At 40.2% G+C, this 19,587-nt stretch carries 17 protein-coding genes; 15 read left to right on the plus strand and 2 right to left on the minus strand.

Annotation, left to right across the window (positions count from 1 at the left end):
• Nucleotides 1-146 precede the first annotated feature (146 nt).
• The 4 genes from AAC000_RS08605 to AAC000_RS08620 all read left to right on the plus strand — a co-directional run bounded on the left by AAC000_RS08605 (nucleotide 147) and on the right by AAC000_RS08620 (nucleotide 4,701).
• Nucleotides 147-1,538: an MFS transporter gene (locus tag AAC000_RS08605; RefSeq protein WP_339721834.1), complete on the plus strand. Its 1,392-nt coding sequence runs from the start codon at nucleotides 147-149 to the stop codon at nucleotides 1,536-1,538.
• A 249-nt stretch (nucleotides 1,539-1,787) separates the two neighbouring features.
• Nucleotides 1,788-2,897, plus strand: a complete 1,110-nt coding sequence (locus AAC000_RS08610) for a GGDEF domain-containing protein (protein WP_339721835.1) — start codon at nucleotides 1,788-1,790, stop codon at nucleotides 2,895-2,897.
• A gap of 137 nt (nucleotides 2,898-3,034) precedes the next feature.
• Nucleotides 3,035-3,733, plus strand: a complete 699-nt coding sequence (locus tag AAC000_RS08615; protein WP_339721837.1) for an SOS response-associated peptidase family protein — start codon at nucleotides 3,035-3,037, stop codon at nucleotides 3,731-3,733.
• Nucleotides 3,734-3,759: 26 nt separating this feature from the next.
• Nucleotides 3,760-4,701, plus strand: a complete 942-nt coding sequence (locus AAC000_RS08620) for an META domain-containing protein (RefSeq protein ID WP_339721839.1) — start codon at nucleotides 3,760-3,762, stop codon at nucleotides 4,699-4,701.
• An 85-nt stretch (nucleotides 4,702-4,786) separates the two neighbouring features.
• Here the strand turns inward: AAC000_RS08620 and AAC000_RS08625 are convergent, their stop codons facing one another.
• Nucleotides 4,787-5,686 carry a fructose bisphosphate aldolase gene (locus tag AAC000_RS08625; protein ID WP_339721841.1) on the minus strand — a complete coding sequence of 300 codons (900 nt, stop codon included), beginning with the start codon at nucleotides 5,684-5,686 and terminating at the stop codon, nucleotides 4,787-4,789.
• A 379-nt stretch (nucleotides 5,687-6,065) separates the two neighbouring features.
• On the opposite strand from AAC000_RS08625, the gene AAC000_RS08630 reads away from it, so the two are divergent.
• The gene (locus tag AAC000_RS08630; protein WP_339721843.1) at nucleotides 6,066-6,317 is read left to right on the plus strand and encodes a DUF465 domain-containing protein; all 252 of its coding nucleotides are present in this window, start codon (nucleotides 6,066-6,068) and stop codon (nucleotides 6,315-6,317) included.
• Between the two features lie 295 nt (nucleotides 6,318-6,612).
• Nucleotides 6,613-7,641 carry an alpha/beta hydrolase gene (locus tag AAC000_RS08635; protein WP_339721844.1) on the plus strand — a complete coding sequence of 343 codons (1,029 nt, stop codon included), beginning with the start codon at nucleotides 6,613-6,615 and terminating at the stop codon, nucleotides 7,639-7,641.
• Nucleotides 7,642-7,790: 149 nt separating this feature from the next.
• Here AAC000_RS08635 and AAC000_RS08640 read toward each other — a convergent pair whose 3' ends face one another.
• On the minus strand, nucleotides 7,791-9,104 hold the full coding sequence (locus tag AAC000_RS08640) for a sigma 54-interacting transcriptional regulator (protein WP_339721846.1): 1,314 nt from the start codon (nucleotides 9,102-9,104) through the stop codon (nucleotides 7,791-7,793).
• 232 nt (nucleotides 9,105-9,336) lie between these two features.
• Here AAC000_RS08640 and AAC000_RS08645 point away from each other — a divergent pair, with 232 nt between their 5' ends.
• The 9 genes from AAC000_RS08645 (at nucleotide 9,337) to AAC000_RS08685 (ending at nucleotide 19,544) form a co-directional block, all read left to right on the plus strand.
• Nucleotides 9,337-10,620: an FAD-dependent oxidoreductase gene (locus tag AAC000_RS08645; RefSeq protein ID WP_339721848.1), complete on the plus strand. Its 1,284-nt coding sequence runs from the start codon at nucleotides 9,337-9,339 to the stop codon at nucleotides 10,618-10,620.
• Nucleotides 10,621-10,624: 4 nt separating this feature from the next.
• A complete protein-coding gene (locus AAC000_RS08650) occupies nucleotides 10,625-11,263 on the plus strand; it encodes a DUF3365 domain-containing protein (protein WP_339721849.1) in 639 nt (212 codons plus the stop codon).
• A 285-nt stretch (nucleotides 11,264-11,548) separates the two neighbouring features.
• Entirely contained in the window at nucleotides 11,549-12,946 is a 1,398-nt protein-coding gene (locus AAC000_RS08655) for a cytochrome ubiquinol oxidase subunit I (protein ID WP_339721850.1), read from the plus strand.
• A 2-nt stretch (nucleotides 12,947-12,948) separates the two neighbouring features.
• Nucleotides 12,949-13,950: a cytochrome d ubiquinol oxidase subunit II gene (cydB, locus tag AAC000_RS08660; protein WP_339721851.1), complete on the plus strand. Its 1,002-nt coding sequence runs from the start codon at nucleotides 12,949-12,951 to the stop codon at nucleotides 13,948-13,950.
• A gap of 4 nt (nucleotides 13,951-13,954) precedes the next feature.
• Nucleotides 13,955-15,715, plus strand: coding sequence for a thiol reductant ABC exporter subunit CydD (gene cydD / locus AAC000_RS08665; RefSeq protein ID WP_339721853.1), 1,761 nt, complete (start codon nucleotides 13,955-13,957; stop codon nucleotides 15,713-15,715).
• Complete coding sequence (locus AAC000_RS08670) at nucleotides 15,699-17,363, plus strand: ATP-binding cassette domain-containing protein (protein ID WP_339721854.1); 1,665 nt, start codon at nucleotides 15,699-15,701, stop codon at nucleotides 17,361-17,363. The genes cydD and AAC000_RS08670 overlap by 17 nt, the downstream gene beginning before the upstream one ends.
• A gap of 87 nt (nucleotides 17,364-17,450) precedes the next feature.
• The gene (locus AAC000_RS08675; protein ID WP_339721855.1) at nucleotides 17,451-18,317 is read left to right on the plus strand and encodes an MBL fold metallo-hydrolase; all 867 of its coding nucleotides are present in this window, start codon (nucleotides 17,451-17,453) and stop codon (nucleotides 18,315-18,317) included.
• Nucleotides 18,318-18,322: 5 nt separating this feature from the next.
• Nucleotides 18,323-19,087: a sulfite exporter TauE/SafE family protein gene (locus tag AAC000_RS08680; protein ID WP_339721856.1), complete on the plus strand. Its 765-nt coding sequence runs from the start codon at nucleotides 18,323-18,325 to the stop codon at nucleotides 19,085-19,087.
• A 13-nt stretch (nucleotides 19,088-19,100) separates the two neighbouring features.
• Nucleotides 19,101-19,544, plus strand: coding sequence for a sulfur transferase domain-containing protein (locus AAC000_RS08685; RefSeq protein WP_339721857.1), 444 nt, complete (start codon nucleotides 19,101-19,103; stop codon nucleotides 19,542-19,544).
• The last annotated feature ends 43 nt before the right edge of the window (nucleotides 19,545-19,587 follow it).

The raw sequence follows: 19,587 nt of genomic DNA on the forward strand, positions 1-19,587 counted from the left end.
TAAATATAGTCAATTCAGATATCAAAAAGGGAATTACCTAAAGTATGCTGTTAGTTGTTTTTATAATCATTGAATGTTGGATCGTATTTACTCTATTACGCTAGTATGATCTCACTTACCTCACCTCATAAGGATTGATTTCCGCTTTGCCACAGTTTTCCACTGAAAAATTAGCCGTTGCTAAATTCGCATTAATTATTGTATGTCTGGGATCAATAATTGGCCCTTTGGGGATGGCCTCTGTGAATATTGCTATCCCAGATTTAGCGGCTGATTTACAAGCCAACGCCAAGATGGTGTCTTGGTTGCCTACATTGTTTATTTTAAGCAGCGTGATATTTATGCTGCCGGCTGGGAAGTTGGCAGACAATTATGGAAGAAAACGTATCTATTCATACGGTCTGGCGTTAAATGCATTTTCTTCTTTTATGTGTGGACTGGCTACCAGCATAGAGTGGGTGCTGTTTTGGCGTTTTGTTCAAGGCGGGGCATCAGCAATGATTTTTGGTACTGGAGTCGCAATTATCACCTCGGTTACCCCTGCTAATAAACGTGGCGCGGCTTTAGGGATCACTGGCGCTTGCATCTATGTGGGGTTAACGGTTGCACCAGCAGTAGGTGGCTGGTTAACTGAGTTATGGGGCTGGCGCGCGGTGTTTTTATTTCAGGTACCTATCGTTATTGCACTTCTAGTCTTAATTAAGATGCGCCTCAAAGGTGAATGGAAAAACGCAGAGCCCACCCGTTATGATTGGTGGGGAACCGCTATTTTTGCAGTGTTTTCTTGTTCATTAGTCTATGGATTAAGCTTATTGCCGAGCATTTTGGGTATGTTTATGCTTGGCTTAGCAGCAATCAGTTTAGGGCTTTTTATTTTACATCAAAGTCGCAGTCGTCGGCCGCTTATTCGGGTACAAATGTTTCGTGAAAGCCGGGTGTTCTCCATGTCTCTAACCACTTCATTGTTAATGTATGCGAGTAATTTTCCTCTGGTATTTTTGATGAGTTTGTATTTGCAGTACGTTAAAGGTTTAAGTCCTTTACATGCTGGGCAGATTATTTTGGTTCAGGCTTTGTCGATGGCAATAATGGCACCTCTAGCTGGCAAGTTGGCCGATCGAGTTCAACCTAGGTTGATAGCCACTCTTGGTTGCGTCATTGTTGCTTGTGGTTTATTAATTCTAAGCCTAATGAATACCACAACCAGTTTGACTTATATTACCGGTTCGTTATTACTGATTGGTGTTGGCTTTGGTTTGTTTTCTACACCCAATAACAATGCCATCATGGGCGGCGTGCAGCTAAAAGAAGTGGGAGCAGCGGCCGCCTCTATGAATCTAGCGCGGACTATTGGCAATTTATTTGGGATGAGTATGGTGAACCTTATGGTGCATTATTACCTTGGTGATGCGCAGTTTACTCAAGAACAAAACCCGGCACTGATCCTGACCGTTGCAATGGCAATGAATATGTCACTGGCATTTGTAGTGGTAGCCTGCGGAATATCAGTTTTACGAGGCAGATCCCATTCGACTTAATTCACAGTATTAATGTGTATATAAGTCTCTTTTTGTTGATGGATTCAGATACTGTTATAGGTGTTCTAGAGCATTACTCTGGTTTAAGGGAGTTGCTGTAGTTTGGCTAATATCAATTTAAACAGGCAGTTGTAAAATTAAAATTACTTTTCGAAGACATTGAACCTAAATGTTTAATTGTGTTTGATTTTGGTAAAATAGGCTTACTCTGATAGTTATTGTCAGCCCTAACTTAAAGCGAATATACTATTGATTCACAAAGACTCAGTAATTCAACGCCGGATCGACATGGATATGTTGAGTCGCTCAATGACAGGTGCGGTATTGTATGCGTTTTTGCTACCTGTAGTTATATGGCCTTTTGACTTTTACATATTGCAACCAATGCTAAGCACAGTGTTCGCCTTAAGCATGTTTTTTATCAGTATTCTGCGAGGTTTTCATAAATTGATAACCGAGCCGCTTTACCGGCTTTCCCCTCAGGTATGGCGTGGCTTATTTTTCTTCTTATCTTTATGTCATGCCGGTATTTTAAGTACGTTCTTTGTTCTATCCATTTACGATGAGCGATTTATCTCAGTAATTCACGTCACTATGCTCGCTATAGGAGGGATTTCAAGTGGGGCTGTTGTTGCACTGATCCCCAGAATTAGATTTTCCTTAGTCAATTTAAGTGTATTACTTGTTCCTTCAATTGTGGCCGGCATCATTATCAAAGATAAGTTGCCCTATGCTGGAATTTTAGCTGCGTATTTTGGATTTATTGCGATGATTGGTATTCGTTCTTCTAAAGAATATATTCGTTCATTTAAAATAGAATTGAAACTTGATGAACAGAAAAAAGAACTAGAAAAACAAAGTAAAACTGATGCTCTCACCAATATTTATAATCGAGGTTTTTTTAATGTTGAATTAGAAAAGCAATGGGAATACGCCAGCCGATTGAAATTAAGATTATCGCTTATGTTAATCGATGTAGATCATTTTAAGGCCTTTAACGACAACTATGGACATTTACTTGGTGATGCCTGCCTTGTACATATCGCTGAGATTATTAAGCAGGTGGGCAAAAGAGGAACCGATTTAGCCGCTAGATTTGGCGGAGAAGAATTTGTATTACTCATTATTGAGCGGGAGGGAAAAGAAACCTCTAGAATAGCTGAAGAGTTGCGTCAAAAAATTGCAGATAGTCCCTTTTATGTTGACGGTAAATCGTTTCCAGTTACCGTGAGTATTGGAGTCGCGAGTATTCAACCTAGTCACAAAATTGACTCAAGGCAACTCATAGAGTTTGCAGACTTAGCACTATACAAAGCGAAAAACCAAGGTAGAAACCTGGTTGTAGTCCATTCAAATTAACCATCAAATTGTGCTTTCGTTTCATAGAACAACGCCTTAGCTTGTAGTTTATTCTCTGTTACGCAGTTATTTTTCTATTTTTAGTGATAAACGGTTAAAGTGACTGAGTGCCCCTTAATTTTAAGTAGAGATGAAACATGTGCGGATACATTGAAGTAGACGGAGAACGCCAGCAGCCAGTTATGCAATTTCCCGAGCGTGAAATTTCTAGGCGATTTTTTTCTAAGGTGTTCAAAGGTTATTATCCTGCGTTTGGTCAAGATGCAAATAAAACCATAGATATTGTCATTGAGGAAAATGGCACGCTGAAACAAGTTGCTGCAACTTGGTGGTTTGATTGTGTAGACTCTATTGAAGGATTACGGGTAGGAACACGAACCACATTTAATGCCCGCAATCTAGACAGCCCATATTGGCGAGGGGCACTGCATAATAACCGAGCCATTGTTTTAGCCACCGGAATTGGTGAGTCTAAAATAGTAGGAAAAACCAAACATCAATACTATATGCAAAGTGATGAGGTGTTTATACTGGGTGCGTTATATCGCAAGTTTAGTGAAGGGCGATATAGTTGTGCGGTTATCACCAGAGATGCTCACCCTAAAATGGAGCCTTACCATGATAAGGCCTTTCCGACTTTCTTACCTAACAATGACCCATTTTTAAAACTATGGCTGAGTAAGTCTGTACAACAACACTTAGCAATAGATAACGAGCTTAACCATGCAACCCTGTACCCGAGTCTTAAAGTACAGCGAGTTAAAACCTACAAAGATAAAGTGCCCTATAAATCATTTGAACCTGTGATTTTAACCTCTGATTTAATAAACAATTAAACGTTTAACAATAGGATACAGTTTATATGCCTAAATATTTTGGCGTTTTTCTACGAATTACAAATACTACTTTGTGGCTGAAATACTTAGCTTTTTTAATAATGTTGGTGTTGACGCAAGCCTGCCAGTATATCGGGGACCAAGCATTAAATATTTCAAAACATGACACTGATCCAATTAACACTCGTTTCAATATTAACCAAAGTGATATTCAGCTTATTAATGGTTATGCCGAGCAAATAGCCGCGCCAGATTCTTCCAGTAAGATTACGACCCAAGTCTGGGGAGAGCCCAAAGTCACAGATTTAAATGCGGATGGCCAGCAAGATGCAGTTTTAATTTTGAGTCAAAATACGGGTGGTAGTGGCACTTTCTATTATCTGGCTGTGGCAATCCGTGAGGGCAATCATTACAAAGGCAGTAAGGGGATATTGTTGGGGGATCGTATTCAGCCTCAAGAAATTCAAGTTGTAACAAATAGAGTGACAGTAGAGTTTTTGGAACGTTTTATGAGTGAGCCTACTGTAACATCACCCTCCATGCCTAGAGAGCAAGTCGTTATTTACGATACTGACACTCAGCAACTTATACCAGTAGAACAAAACTTTGAAGGAGAAGCGGACCCTGCAGTCATGACATTAGGGATGAAAACCTGGTACTGGAAAGAAACTCAATACAACAATGACTCAGTTCTCAAGCCGAAATCACCCAAGAAGTTTAACCTTAAATTCGCTACAAATGGCAAACTATTGATTAGCACTGATTGTAATACTATGGGGGGAGAATACAGTATCGCTGATAAGCGAATAGCAGTTTCTAACATGTTATCGACGCGGATGTTTTGTAAAGACTCTCAGGAACAGACTTTTGCTAAAATGTTAAGCAGTGTCAGTTCTTACTTTTTTACCAGTAAAGGCCAGCTTGTTTTGGAACTAAAATACGATAGCGGCACTATGATATTTTGGTAATCACTGCTCCATAACAAAGCAAAAACCAGCTTATTAGTACCTAAAATCCCTTGTATATTCAGTCACTTTTAGGCGCAATAAAACTTTAGGCATGTGATGCCTGATAAATGCTATCGATTGACTCATTGATAGTCGACTCAAATTCATCGTGAGACATGAGCTCGAAAAGTTCTTCAGATAACGCTCTTGAAAAACTGGCAATCATGCCTTTGTTTTCTGATAACAAGCGGTTTGCTTTTTCGCGACTATAGCCACCAGACAAAGCAACAACTTTCAAAACCTTAGGATGAGCAATGATTTCATCATAAAAGCCTGCAATTTTAGGCAAGGTTAATTTTAGTATTACCTGCTTATATTCGGGTACTGCATCTAAGTGTTTTAGAAGCTCAGCACGAAGTAGTAATTCTGCCGCACCTTTTTCTGGACTATTAATCTCAATTTCTGGTTCAATTATCGGTACCAATCCTTTGGCTAATATCTGCGCTGCAACGGCAAATTGTTGCGCGACAATTATGTGAATGCCACTACAATTTGCGAGTTTAATGACTGAACGCATTTTGGTACCAAATATGTTTTTATTCACAGCTTTGTCTAATAAAGCACTCAAACCCCGGATCGGCTTCATTAATTGCACTCCGTTATGTGGGTCTTCTAGGCCAATATCTACTTTCAAAAAAGGCACGATTTGTTTTATTTGCCACAGATAATCTGAGGAACCGAGCCCTTGAATTTCCCTGTCTAAGGTGTTTTCAAACAAAATAGCACCTAAAATCCTATCACCAGAAAACGCTTCGCTAGTCATGATACGGGTGCGCATTTGATGCACTTTAGTAAACATCTCTTCGTCACCTGAATAACGATTTGCTGCAATGCCATATAGTCGCAAAGCTTCTGGCGTGCTACCGCCGCTTTGATCTAAAGCAGCAATAAAGCCTTTTTCAGTTTTCATTTTATTCAACATATCTGCTAGAAGTTGTGATGTCATTGACCTTTTCCTCCTATGGCTAATTGTAGGGTCAGAGATTAACGCTTGGAGCTTTTTTTAATAATGCGCCTCCTACAGAAAAAAGAAAGGTAACTTTTTCAACAATTCCGTGAATGACAAGTGGAGCGCTAGGACAGTAACAACTACTGTTATTGAAAATGTGTCTCATGCAAGTATCGAATAGATAAAGTAAATGTGATTAACCCAAGGTTAACTTGTGCAGATTTCAGCGTTTTTGGCTAATGCCAGGGTTAGGTTAATCAACATAAAACGAATAACTGCAATGTAATAAGTCGAAAAATGATGTAGATCAATAACTGTGAGGTGTTAGTCAATACAATGTTTTTTCCAATCAAATTCCCTAACAAGGTAAGTGCCAATGAACATAGAGAAACATACTCTACTGAATGATTTTCCAGATCATCATCATACTATTCGTCACCTTAAAATGAACGACAATCACTTTGCAAAATTGTTTGATGAATACCATGAAATAGCAGGTGAAGTTCATGCTATTGAAGAAAGCAACCAACCTGTAGCAGACGAGTATTTAGAAACCCTAAAAAAACGTCGAGTCCATTTAAAAGATGAGTTGTTTACTTTAGTGGTTCAAAAAGAAAAAACCATCTAAATTTGTAGCGTTTTAATAATTCAATGCGTAGAGATTTATCCTTTATCAAATTTTGAAAAGGCTTGCAAAACTTGATAGTGGTAAACTACAGCCACTATGGGGTCGTTTTTTAGCGACCTCCGATTTATGGAGGTCGACTGTAATTAAGTAAACTGCCTGATATGAGACCTAACAAACTCCTTTCAATGTGAATCATCCCGTTTGCCATACTTTAAATAAAATGTTTTACACCGCATAAAACGGCATAAATTTCCTGTATTCTTGGGGAATACCCACAAAAAAATCGGAGTAATAAATGAGTTTAATTGGTGACGATCCAAGAATAGATCCGCGCATTAAGGCTGTTTTTGGCTCAGTAACTATGGCTGGTGGACGCAATGTAGAAAGTCGAGACGCGGCACTAGAGTCAGCCAATTCACCCAGAGCAATAGCTGCAAGACAGATGGTTTCTGGCTTTATCGAACAGTGTGATAACGAGCTAGTTGCGCCCTCAGATGGACTGATAATCACTGATAAAACATTTATTTCTGAGCCTGATGGTAACACCATTAAGATACAGTATATTCGCCCTGATAATACCGACATTTTACCCTGTGTTTATTACATTCATGGCGGTGGAATGGCCACCATGTCTTGTTATGATGGCAACTATAAAGCATGGGGAAGAATACTGGCGGCCCAAGGTGTAGCAGTGGCTATGGTGGATTTTCGTAACGCCTTAGTACCTTCATCGGCACCGGAAGTGGCACCTTATCCTGCAGGACTGAATGATTGTATGTCTGGTTTGAAGTGGATCCATGACAACAGTGAATTGCTTTCGATTGATCCGTCGCAGATTATCATTTCTGGAGAAAGTGGAGGCGGTAACTTGGCAATCGCTGCAGGGTTACGCCTCAAAAAAGAAGGAGACTTAAAGCTTATTAAAGGGCTCTATGCCCTTTGTCCCTATATTGCTGGGCAGTGGCCTTTGCCAGAAAATCCCTCTTCAGAGGAAAACAACGGTATTTTGCTTGATTTACATCATAATCAGGGGGCCATGATTTATGGAATAGATGAATTTAAAAAGGGTAACCCTCTGGCTTGGCCGAGTTTTGCTACAGAAGAAGATGTACGCGGATTAGTGCCAACCATTATTAGCGTAAACGAGTGCGATCCACTTCGTGACGAAGGCATCAATTTTTATAGACTGTTAATGGGGGCTGGAGTCAAAGCCCAATGTCGACAAGTTATGGGCACAATTCATGCTATTGAGGTTTTCCCTATCGCCTGCCCTGATATTAGTCGTAATACAGCCGCTAGCATCGCTCATTTTTGCTTCAGTTAGGACAGACTGACAAAAAATAGTTGTTCTTAACGAGGCGAGTGCTAGCACTAGCACAATAGCTGGAAGGGCTTTTAACTGAGGTTAATTAATACCCTTAATATAGTGTGGATTTTATAGGCACTTTAAATTCACTATTGTATGCCGCTTTGTCACAGCTTTAGATCAAACCTTTGTAACTTACGATAGAGAGTACGAGTACTCACATTAAGAATTGATGCAAGTTCATCTGGTGTGCCAGTAAATTCGTTACATAGTTTGGTGAGATAGGCTTGTTCAATCTCATCAAGGCTTTGTATGTTGCCGTTATGTAATTCAATGTTGTCCGATTGCCTGACAACATCGGGCAAATCACTGGTATGGATAGTGTCTTCGTTGGCCAACAACGCTGATTGTTCTATGATGCTTATAAGCTCTCTAATGTTGCCAGGAAATCCATAGCCACATAATTTAGCTAAGGCATTGTCAGAAAAATTTTTGTTGTGGTGTTCGGAGTGTTTTAAAAAATGGCTAACAAGTTCTGGAATGTCCTTTGAACGTTCTTTGAGTGACGGTAACATAATGGGAAAGCCTGCAATTCGATAATATAAATCTTGTCTGAATTCCCCTTTTTCGACTAAATCCAATAAGTTTTTATGGGTGGCGCAAACGAGACGAAAATCAGAACGTTTTTGTTTTAGTCCTCCAACGGCTCTAAAGCTTTGAGTTTCGAGTAATCGTAAGAGTTTGACTTGCATATTCAGAGGTACATCACCAATCTCATCAAAGAATACCGTTCCACTATTCGCCACTTCAATTAATCCTTTTTTGCTATTAGTGGCTCCTGTAAAGGCGCCTTTTTCATAGCCAAAAAGTTCACTTTCAAATAAGCTTTCGCTTAAACCTGTGCACTCGATTACCACAAAAGGTTTTTCGCAACGTGGGCTCGCGTCATGAATTGCCTGTGCAACTAATTCTTTGCCTGATCCGGTTTCTCCTTGCAGCAAAACCGCAATCTTTGATTGCGCTGCGCGGTTTATCTTATTAAGCATTGACCTAAAGACGTCCGAACTACCGATCATCTTACCTTTTTCAGATTCTGATGAGGCGTAATTGATTTTGTCGAGTATTTCTAGAAAACCTAGGGTGTTTCCATCTGCATCAATAATAGGTTTCATTAAAATATCGCAATACGATTTCCCTTCACCAGTTGCGTGAATGTGCACCACACTGACTGCTCGCTTTGATGAAACACATTGTTGAAGAGGGCAATCTTCACCGTATTTATCGCAGGGCTTTGGGTTTCTATGGGATATTTCATGACACTTGCTTTGGCCAACTACAACTTCTGTTTGGTAGGTTTCTTTGTATGTTTGGTTGACAGCCTGGATAACGTAGTCAGGAGTGATAAAAATAGTAGGTTTGTCGATGGCATTGATCATCGACTGTATGACTGTGTTATTTAAGCTTGGCTGTTTACTTGTCATATATGACACTCATTACTCCATCATTTGTCAAAAATGTCATGAAACCTCCAGTTTTTCAAACATTTTACCCAAAAATTGTCTCATGACCCTGCAAAGACACGTCTAAACAGCATCCTAGTTTGTGGCATGCTTCTTGTTAACACTTAGCTAACAATATTTGTATTTTGATGTTTGAACCAGTCATCAACAGACTTTGGTTTGTTGGTTTTGTGTTGTTAACTAGGAGGTCAAAATGGCTAAAATAGTTGTATTAGGTGCAGGAACAGGTGGTATGCCAGCTGCATATGAGATTAAAGAATCTCTGGGTAATAACCATGATGTGTTGATGGTGAATGAGAGAGAGAGTTTCCGTTTTGTACCATCTAATCCTTGGGTTGCAGTAGGTTGGCGTGATCCAGACGCGATAACTATGCCCATAGAAAAATATCTGAGCAAGAAAGACATTCGTTTTAAATGTGCCAGAGTCGATAAAATTGACGCTGAACAAAATACACTTATAACCAATGATAATGAGAAAATTGATTACGATTATCTTGTTATTGCAACCGGTCCAAAACTTGCCTTTAGTAATGTAAAAGGGACTGGGCCAGAGGGATTTACTCAGTCTATATGTACTCTTGAGCACGCTAAAGAATGTCATACAGATTTTGAAGAGCTAATAAAAAATCCGGGTCCTGTAGTGGTGGGTGCATTACAAGGAGCCAGCTGTTTTGGCCCAGCTTATGAGTATGCTTTTATCCTAGATAAAGCTCTACGGGACGCAAAAATTCGTCACAAAGTGCCTATTCATTATGTTACCAGTGAACCCTATATCGGACATTTAGGCTTGGCAGGTGTGGGTGACTCAAAGGCAATGCTCGAGTCAGAGCTCAGACAAAGAGATATCAAATGGATTTGCAATGCCAATGTAGATGAAGTCAGAGACGGCAGTATGACAGTGTCTGAATTAAACGGTAAGGGTGAAACTGAATTCACTCATGAATTACCTTTTAAACATTCGATGTTTATTCCCCCTTTTAGTGGGGTTGATGCAGTGGCCAATGTGGATGGGTTGTGCAACCCAAAAGGTTTTGTGATCACTGATGAATTCCAACGTTCTCCCAAGTTTCCTAACATATTTTCTGGAGGAGTCTGCGTGGCAATCCCTCCGGTTGAGGTGACCCCCGTACCAACGGGCACTCCGAAGACCGGATATATGATTGAAACTATGATGACAGCGGTCGCACATAATTTAAGATCGATTATTCTTGATAAGGAAGAGCCAAGTGCAAAAGGTACTTGGCATGCAATCTGTCTGGCTGACATGGGGAATACCGGAGCAGCATTTGTGGCCATGCCACAAATTGCGCCACGTAATGTGGCGTGGTTCAAAAAAGGTAAGTGGGTGCATTTCGCTAAAATCGCCTTTGAAAAATACTTTATGCGTAAAATGCGTACTGGTACTAGCGAACCGGTTTACGAAAAATATGTCTTGAAGGCATTGGGTATAGAACGCTTAGAAAACAAAAAGGATTAATACAATGAGATTAATTAGATGGACAATATTTTACCTCATGCTTTTGTTTGTAAAGATGTTTTTTTCCACAGCAACTGCAGAAGAAGTGAATAATTTAAAGCAGCTAGAGCAGGTCAAATTACAGTTTAAAGCTAATGCGCAGAAAAAAATTCAGCTTTTTGCTAGCGAATTAAAAACCAGTCTCTCTAATGCAATACAAACGGGTGGCTTTGAAGAGGGCGTGACTGCGTGTAAAGAGATCGCCCCTTTACTGGCACAAAAACATGCGACTACTGGGTGGACTATTGGGCGCACTAGTTTGCGTCCTAGAAATTTAAAAAACCGCCCTGATAGTTGGGAAATAGCGACTTTGAACAAATTTGAATTAGACAAAGCCGCCGGTAAGGAGGTAGCAACATTGGAAGGTTTTACTGCACAAAGAGAGCAAAACACTGTCACCTTACGCTATATGAAGGCCATACCGGTAAATGGATTATGTTTAAGTTGTCATGGCGAGAATTTGTCTGCTGAGGTTAATCAAAAGTTGGCTGAGCATTACCCAAATGACAAAGCCATAGGCTACAAATTGGGTGATATTAGAGGTGGATTTAGTTTGAGTCAGACCATTGATTTGGCGCTTTTAGAAGATGATAGTTCGCTATAAAATTTTGATTTTTATATTAAAACACTGATGTGCCGACTAGTTTTTATTTAATGTCATATTTGTCAAAAGGTTGTCAAATATGGCATTTTTTTGTGTTGTTTGTTGTCTCCTCTATCGTTTAATTGCCGTTATTATTGGGTTATAGAAGATAAAAATGTTTTTAATATTGTGGCGTGAAATCTGCTTTCCCGCTTTAAATTGCGCATCGCAAGATGCTTATTTGGGAATTGTTTCAATTTCAACTTTTTTTAATATCAATTAAGACAGCACTAATTAGGAGTTATTATGGAACTTGATCCGCTCATACTGTCGCGAATACAGTTTGCGTTTGTGGTGTGCTTTCACGCTATATTCCCAGTATTTACCATCGGACTCGCCAGTACCATTGCGGGTTTTGAAACCTTAGCATATAAAACTGGGGATCCCATTTGGCAAAGATTGTCCAAGTTCTGGATCCAAGTATTTGCTGTGGTATTTGGGATAGGTGTGGTTTCTGGGATTGTAATGTCATTTCAATTCGGAACTAATTGGAGTAATTTTTCTTATGCTACCGCGAATTTTCTCGGGCCTGTTCTTAGCTATGAGGTGGTTACTGCCTTTTTCCTAGAAGCCGCATTTTTAGGTGTTTTATTATTCGGAAGAGACAAAGTCCCCCAAGGTGTGCATCTTTTTGCAGCTATCATGGTGGCATCAGGTACCTTTATTTCTTCGTTCTGGATATTGGCTGCGAACTCATTAATGCAAACACCAGACGGACTTGAACTTATCAATGGTATGTATCATGTGAAGTCATGGACAGATTCTATCTTTAACCCTTCTTTCGGTTATCGTTTTATGCATATGGTCGTGGCCTCGTTCCTGACTGCAGCATTAGTGGTTGCCGGTGTCAGCGCTTGGTTTGTGCTTCAAAAAAGAGAGTTTGACGCGAATCGAAAAGCCCTTTCTGTGGCACTGTGGTTTCTTTTGATATTGGCACCTGCACAAGCTGTGATAGGTGATTTCCATGGCCTCAATACCCTTAAGTACCAGCCCACTAAGGTTGCCGCTATGGAAGGTAATTGGGAAACCTCATCTGGCGTTCCGTTATTGTTGTTTGCCATTCCAGATAATGAAAATCAGACCAACCATTTTGAAGTTGGTATTCCTAAATTAGCTAGCTTTGTATTAACCCATGATTGGGATGGCGAAGTGCCTGGACTCAAAGATGTGCCGGTAGAAGAACAACCTCCTGTTTTCATCGTGTTCTGGTCATTTCGTATCATGGTTGCATTAGGTCTGCTGATGATTGCTTTTGCAGCATGGGGATTATTTTTGCGCTTAAAGGGGCGCTACTACCAATCCACATATTTCCTAAATGGATTGCGATTGATGAGTTTAAGTCCGTTTATTGCTGTGTTGGCTGGTTGGGTGGTGACTGAATCTGGTCGTGCGCCATGGTTAATCTATGGGCAAATGACCCATGCACAAGGCTTAACGCCTTCTCTAACTGGCGGCATGGCATTGTTTACGTTAATTGGGTACATAGTGGTATACAGCTTAGTGTTCAGCGCGGGTGTTTATTATTTACTAAAAGTGTTTCGTGGAGGGGTAGAGAAGGCCAATGCGCCGCACGAATTGGAAGAAATAGAGCGCCCAATGCGTCCATTTTCTGCTGCACACGTCGCTATTGATGAGGAGCTTTAAACATGGAACAACCATTCGATTTAACCGTAATTTGGGCTGGGATAATTGGTTTCGGCATAATGATGTATGTATTGATGGACGGTTTTGATTTAGGCCAAGGCATATTGTTTCCTTTTGCACCTAATGAAAAAGCCCGTGACACTATGATGAATTCCGTTGCCCCTATTTGGGATGGTAATGAAACATGGCTTGTCTTAGGCGGGGCAGGTCTGTTAGCTGCATTTCCACTAGTGTATTCAGTGTTTCTACCGGCATTGTACATTGGAGTGTTTTTATTACTTGCGGGACTCATTTTCAGAGGTATTGCTTTTGAGTTTCGTTTTAAAGCAAAGACTTCTAAGTACCTTTGGAGCTGGTCGTTTTCTGTTGGTTCTATCGTAGCTGCTTTTGCTCAGGGCGCCGTTGTTGGCGCCTATATTCAAGGTTTTAAAACCGAAGGTTTTGTCTATGCCGGTGGGGCTCTCGATTGGTTAACACCCTTTACAGTTATCACCGGATTGGGACTTGTGATTGGCTATGCCTTACTTGGCAGCACTTGGTTAATCATGAAAACAGAAGGTGAAGTACAAGATTGGGCCTATAAAATCACACCTAGATTGCTTGCTGGTTTAATGGTGATTTTCGCAATTGTGTGTGTATACACCCCTTTTATTGATGAATACGTGAAAGCCCGTTGGTTTGATAATCTGAGTATTATTTGGGTGCTTCCCGTATTGGCATTGTATTGCGCATTTGTGGTGTTCAATAACGTGAAAAAGCGTAAAGACGGTATGCCGTTTGTGGCAACTATGGGTATATTTTTGTTCAGCTATTTAGGTTTATTGGTGAGTAAATGGCCTTATATCGTGCCGCCCAAATTTACTATTTGGGATGCAGCCTCAGCTTACAATTCGCAACTATTCTTATTGATTGGCTTTCTATTTGTTATTCCTATTATTCTGGCTTACACAAGCTGGACATACTGGGTATTCAGAGGAAAAGTAAAAGAAGGCGGATACCACTAAACTTATGGAGCATGATGATAAAGAACGGCCTGCAGAACAAGAGTTTTTGACAGGCCGAGCATTATTAAATCATTTTGCAAACGAGAAAAAAACGCTTCTTTGGTGGTCAGTTATTGTTGGGACTTTAGCGACGTTTTTTCTCGCGATGCAGTGGATATCATTTGCTTGGTTGGTTGAGGATGTGATCTCAGAGCAGCATTCATTAATTCATCAACCTGTGTGGTTAATACTGTTTATATGCGCTGCATTAGGGCGCGTAGTTTCAACTCGGCTACAAACTATGTTTGGCCAAAATGCGAGTATCGCTATTCGTTCCAATATCCGTAAGAAGTTGCTGTTATTGTGGCGACACCAGAGTCCATTATCATCTCATTTGCACTCGCCAGCTGCTGCCGCGACCCAATGGGTTGAAGACATCGAAGCCATGGATGGGTATTTTTCTAAGTATTGGCCACAGCAAATGTTGGCTTTTATTTCCCCATTAATCATATTGTGTGTAGTGGCATGGCTAAATTGGCTATGCGCTGTGCTGTTACTGATCTCCGCGCCACTTATTCCCTTGTTTATGATTTTAGTGGGAATGGGGGCAGAGCAACTTAATCAAAAATATTCCCTTGTTAGGCAACGACTGGCAGGGCATTTTTTGAATAGGGTGGCTAATCTCACAACCATAAAATTATTAGATGCTGAACAAGCTGTATTCGGCGAAGTTGAAGCTGCCAGTGATAGTTATCGAAAAATTATCACTAAAACGCTTAGAGTGGCGTTTTTATCCTCTACTGTGCTCGAGTTTTTTACCAGTGTCGCCATCGCCAGCCTCGCTATATACATTGGATTTTCGCTCTATGGGGCAATTAATTGGGGGCCCGCTTCAAGTATTACCCTATTTAGCGGTTTACTGATCTTGATACTGGCACCTGAATTTTTTCAACCCTTACGTAATTTATCTCAGTATTATCACGACAAAGCTGCTGCCTTAGGAGCAGCCAATAATTTGCTTAATGTATTTAATGACCCGCTCAAGCAGCAAAGTGCTGATGTTGTTTCCACTGTCACTAATATTGATACAAAATTAAAACAATGTTCTGATAAGCAAAATATTACACAGTTTCCTCATCAACAACCGCTGTTAAATTTACATAAGCTAGCAATAGGTTATAGCGCTGACTCAGTATTGGCAGAAGACATCAATTTACAAGTTAAAGGCGGTCAACTTTTGGCTATAACTGGTGAGTCTGGAGCAGGAAAGAGTACCTTGCTTTATACCCTTGCAGATTACCTAAAACCATTAAAAGGCAGTGTTGTTACTTTTCCGGGTAAGCAGATGCCCATTGCCTACTTACCCCAGCGACCATGGTTTAAAAATGCCAGTGTTTTAAGCAATCTTGAAGAGTTTGCTCCCAATGCTACCCAAGAGAAAATGCGAGAGACACTAACCGATTTAGGACTTAAGGAAATTTTTGGTAAAAACCATAATGGCCTTAATACTATGATTGGTGAGCATGGTCAGGGTTTTTCTGGTGGGCAATTACAGCGTTTGGCCTTGGCGCGAGTCATGCTAAATCCAACCGCTATTATTCTACTCGATGAGCCAACTGCAAAATTGGATTTAATCAGTAAAGAATATATTTATGCAGCGTTAAAAAAACTCAAGAAAAATGCGATTGTGATTGTGGCAACCCATGATCTGGCCTTATTAGATATTGCTGATCTGCATGTAGATCTTAACCAAAAGGAGGGGCTTGAAGGTGCGGTATTGGTTTAGTCTACTTTATAAAACACAAGGTAAGCGCATTTTTAATGGGGTGTTGCTGGCATTTATCACTGCCTTTTCTGGTGTGAGTTTGCTGATGCTTTCTGGTTGGTTTATTACTGCCACAGCATTAGCTGGTTTATCCATCAGTGCAGGATTGATCATTATTTTTGACATGTATATGCCAGGCTCTGGGATACGTTTTTTTGCATTAAGCAGAACGGTAGGTCGTTATGTGGAGCGGCTTTATAACCATGACACTATTCTACGATTAGTCTCGGTTTTCCGCCTAGACCTTTTTAAACGATTATCTGCTCTTCCTATGCAGCAATTACGTGCGACTACCGACAGCGAGTGGTTGAGCAGGTTAACCGCAGATTTGGATGCTTTAGATAGTCTGCTATTAAGATTTACTATTCCACCTATCATTAGCATTATGTTAATCATCAGCGCAGCTATTTTTGTGAGTTTTATTTGGCCAGAACTAGCACTTTATTTAGCTGGCTTTTTACTTTTTTGTGCTATTTCAGCGATTACATTAACAATAAAGTGCACTAAAAAATTAGGAATTAGAAGTGCCAGTTTGCTGAATGATATGCGAGCCGATGTAATTGAACATCTCAGCGGCAGATTGGAATTAAAATCCCATAAGCTATTACAACATCATGAGCGACATATTAGAAAGCGATTAGATGAACTTGATGATACGCAAGCAAGGATGTTTTCTCGTATTGCCAACATCCAACTATTACTCGACTTTCTTATGGTCGTAGGACTTTCAGTAATGACGATTGTTGTGCTGCATTCAGTGCAAATACAGCTTGTAGATGGTGCTGTTGCCGTTATGTTGGTGTTAATGTTTTTAGGTCTTACAGAAGTGTTACAAAGCCTTCCAAGTCAATTTGGTTCATGGGGCAAAACCTACTTCTCTGCGCAACGAATACGTCCAGAAAATGACAATCTAACCGTTAATAATGAGCCTAATAAATACCCAGCCAAAACATTAACCTTCACTGTGAATAAACACCCAAATATAGCTATCAGCCAAATAAAACCATTGGATGTTGTGTTGAATGAAAATGAATTACTGTTAATCAGTGGTCGTTCAGGAGCTGGGAAATCTACCTTGGCGAATATTTTAACTGGTATGACGAATTGCGCAGATATTAAACAAAGTATTACCTCTATTGTGGTTGACGGTAATACTCAATCCATTGATTTAGGTGTGGCGGACTGGTATCCCAGTATTGGATATGTCACACAAAGTAACTCAGTGCTAACTGGGACACTGGCTTACAACTTAGCGCTTGGGTTAGGTGATATCAGTGAAGAAAAACTTTGGACTGTATTACAAATGGTTGAGTTGGATGCTTGGGCACAGCAACTTAAAAATGGCCTAGATACCTGGTTAGGTGACACGGGAGACCAGATTTCAGGGGGCCAAGCAAGGCGTATTACTTTAGCCCGTTTGTTATTGCGTGACCCACAATTAGTGGTATTAGACGAACCTTTTAATGGTATCGACACATTAATGGCAGCAAGGATATGGCATAACATTTCAAGCTGGATAAATCAGCGTACTCTAGTGTTGCTCAGTCACGAGCGACCCGCATATTTACCTAGTGAAATTACCACTAAACATTTAAGTCTAGATATATAAAACAAAATACAAAGCTTGAAAACTAGTGGCAAGCTATTTGCAAAAAAGAATACCTATACATTCTCAACGGCGAACTGGTGTAAGTTTATGAATAAGATCGAAGTCACTGCATTTTTCCATGAAGATACTAATACAATCAGTTACTTAGTGCTAGATGGAGCCACTTCTTGCTGTGCCATTATTGATCCTGTACTGGATTATGATCCTGCATCGGGGCGCACAAGTACCCTTTCAGCTGACAAAATTGTCAGTCATATTGTCAAAAATGGCTATAAGTTAGAATGGATATTAGAAACTCATGCCCATGCCGACCATTTGTCATCAGCACATTATTTAAAAGGGATTTTGGGAGGAAGTATTGGTATTGGCGAACACATCTGTCGTGTTCAAGAAACCTTTAAACAGATCTTTAATTTAGAAACTGAGTTTAAAACCGATGGTAGTCAGTTTGATCATCTTTTTGCTGATGAAGAAATCATTAAACTAGGCCATGTGGATATCAGAGTGATACATACTCCAGGTCATACACCTGCCTGTGTGTCCTACATAATAGAAGATACCGTTTTTGTGGGGGATACTTTGTTTATGCCAGATTACGGTACTGCGAGAACCGATTTCCCCCTTGGCAGCGCAAAGTCACTGTATCAATCGATTCAACGAATATTGTCATTGCCTAGCGTAACAAGAATGTTTGTTGGACATGACTATAAAGCGCCTAACAGGGAGGTGTTTGCATGGGAAACATCGGTGATTGAACAACAACACAACAATGTGCATGTTAAAGCCGGTGTTTCCTTAGCAGAATTTGTCAAAATGCGTGAAGCAAGAGATGTGACTTTGAACGTGCCCCGGCTGTTGTTACCAGCGATACAGGTCAATATTAGGGCAGGAGAATTGCCCCCAGAAGAATCCAATGGACATGCTTACTTAAAAATACCTTTGAATACGTTGTAGAAGCAATGAATATAATGGTTATTTTAGGTGCGGTTTTAGTTGGTCTGAGTTTAGGTTTGTTAGGCTCGGGTGGTTCAATAATTACCGTACCTTTACTTATCTATATTGCAGACGAACCTGCCAAACTAGCGATTGCTGAATCACTTTTTATTGTGGGATGTATCTCTGCTTTTGGCAGCGTCTCTTATATCAAGCGGGGCGTTGTTAGCTGGAAATTTGTTTTACTATTTGGCATACCCAGTATGTTAGGTACTTATATAGGAGCTTGGGCGTCCCAATATGTTTCTGGCGACTTTCAGTTGCTTACCTTTTCTATCGTTATGGTAATCGCCAGCCGGTTGATGTTTTCGCCAGTTACCTCGACTAACAGTGTTGTGGCAGCACCTCGTGATTTGTTTGTTATTAGTATCGGAATATTAGTGGGTGCCCTCGCAGGTTTTGTTGGGGTAGGTGGCGGGTTTTTGATTGTGCCAGCGTTGTTTTTGTTAGGGAAATTGGGCTTTCAACAAGCTATTGGAAGTAGTTTGATCATTATTACAATGCAGTCTTTTATTGGCTATCTGAAGTATCAAGATGTACTTGAACAGTTTGCTTTAAGGATAAATTGGAAAGTCGTTTTGGTCGTGGTTTTTATGGGGATCTTAGGCTCAATAATAGGCGTGCGTATCGGGGATAAAATCCCGCAACAGCAGATAAGAAAACTTTTTGCCATAGTCTTAGTTGTTTTAGGTATTTATATATTTGGCACAACAATTTATGGCATTTTCTAAATAGGCGTTAAACATGAAAAAAGTATCACATAACTTTTCTATATCCGGCCCGATTAACGATGAATCTATAGAGACGCTTAAAGCGCAGGGTGTCACCAAAATTGTCAATGTTAGAATGGATGATGAAGAGCGAGGGCAAGAAAGTGCAGAACAAATGGCAATTAAGGTTCGCGCTCATGGCATTGAATATGTGCACATACCAGTAAAAGCAAATAGTTATTCAGAAGAGGATATTGCTGAATTTGTTAAACAATTAGCGACTGGCGATGACAAAGTGCATGCATTTTGCCGCACGGGTAATCGTGCAATTCATCTATGGGCGCTGGCTAACGCTAGTACTGAAACTTTGCAATATATTGAGGAAAAGTGCCAAAAAAGTCATTGTAATATCAGTTCTGTAAAAGAACTGATGCAGGGCATTGAGCGAGAAAAAGTCTGGCTTGGGGCCAATATTTGATAATTGATATTGCATCCATTTTGAAATTAGATGTTGGGATCAA

This window comes from uncultured Paraglaciecola sp. (genome assembly GCF_963977085.1).
Taxonomy (GTDB): Bacteria; Pseudomonadota; Gammaproteobacteria; order Enterobacterales; family Alteromonadaceae; genus Paraglaciecola.

What these genes read in the sequence shown, in the direction of transcription:
- AAC000_RS08625 (WP_339721841.1), bottom strand. Translation starts at nt 5,686, where the DNA reads ATGACATCACAACTTCTAGCAGATATGTTGAATAAAATGAAAACTGAA.
- AAC000_RS08650 (WP_339721849.1), top strand. Translation starts at nt 10,625, where the DNA reads ATGAGATTAATTAGATGGACAATATTTTACCTCATGCTTTTGTTTGTA.
- AAC000_RS08630 (WP_339721843.1), top strand. Translation starts at nt 6,066, where the DNA reads ATGAACATAGAGAAACATACTCTACTGAATGATTTTCCAGATCATCAT.
- cydB (WP_339721851.1), top strand. Translation starts at nt 12,949, where the DNA reads ATGGAACAACCATTCGATTTAACCGTAATTTGGGCTGGGATAATTGGT.
- AAC000_RS08640 (WP_339721846.1), bottom strand. Translation starts at nt 9,104, where the DNA reads ATGACAAGTAAACAGCCAAGCTTAAATAACACAGTCATACAGTCGATG.
- AAC000_RS08615 (WP_339721837.1), top strand. Translation starts at nt 3,035, where the DNA reads ATGTGCGGATACATTGAAGTAGACGGAGAACGCCAGCAGCCAGTTATG.
- AAC000_RS08685 (WP_339721857.1), top strand. Translation starts at nt 19,101, where the DNA reads ATGAAAAAAGTATCACATAACTTTTCTATATCCGGCCCGATTAACGAT.
- AAC000_RS08675 (WP_339721855.1), top strand. Translation starts at nt 17,451, where the DNA reads ATGAATAAGATCGAAGTCACTGCATTTTTCCATGAAGATACTAATACA.
- AAC000_RS08655 (WP_339721850.1), top strand. Translation starts at nt 11,549, where the DNA reads ATGGAACTTGATCCGCTCATACTGTCGCGAATACAGTTTGCGTTTGTG.
- AAC000_RS08635 (WP_339721844.1), top strand. Translation starts at nt 6,613, where the DNA reads ATGAGTTTAATTGGTGACGATCCAAGAATAGATCCGCGCATTAAGGCT.
- AAC000_RS08680 (WP_339721856.1), top strand. Translation starts at nt 18,323, where the DNA reads ATGAATATAATGGTTATTTTAGGTGCGGTTTTAGTTGGTCTGAGTTTA.
- AAC000_RS08620 (WP_339721839.1), top strand. Translation starts at nt 3,760, where the DNA reads ATGCCTAAATATTTTGGCGTTTTTCTACGAATTACAAATACTACTTTG.
- AAC000_RS08645 (WP_339721848.1), top strand. Translation starts at nt 9,337, where the DNA reads ATGGCTAAAATAGTTGTATTAGGTGCAGGAACAGGTGGTATGCCAGCT.
- cydD (WP_339721853.1), top strand. Translation starts at nt 13,955, where the DNA reads ATGGAGCATGATGATAAAGAACGGCCTGCAGAACAAGAGTTTTTGACA.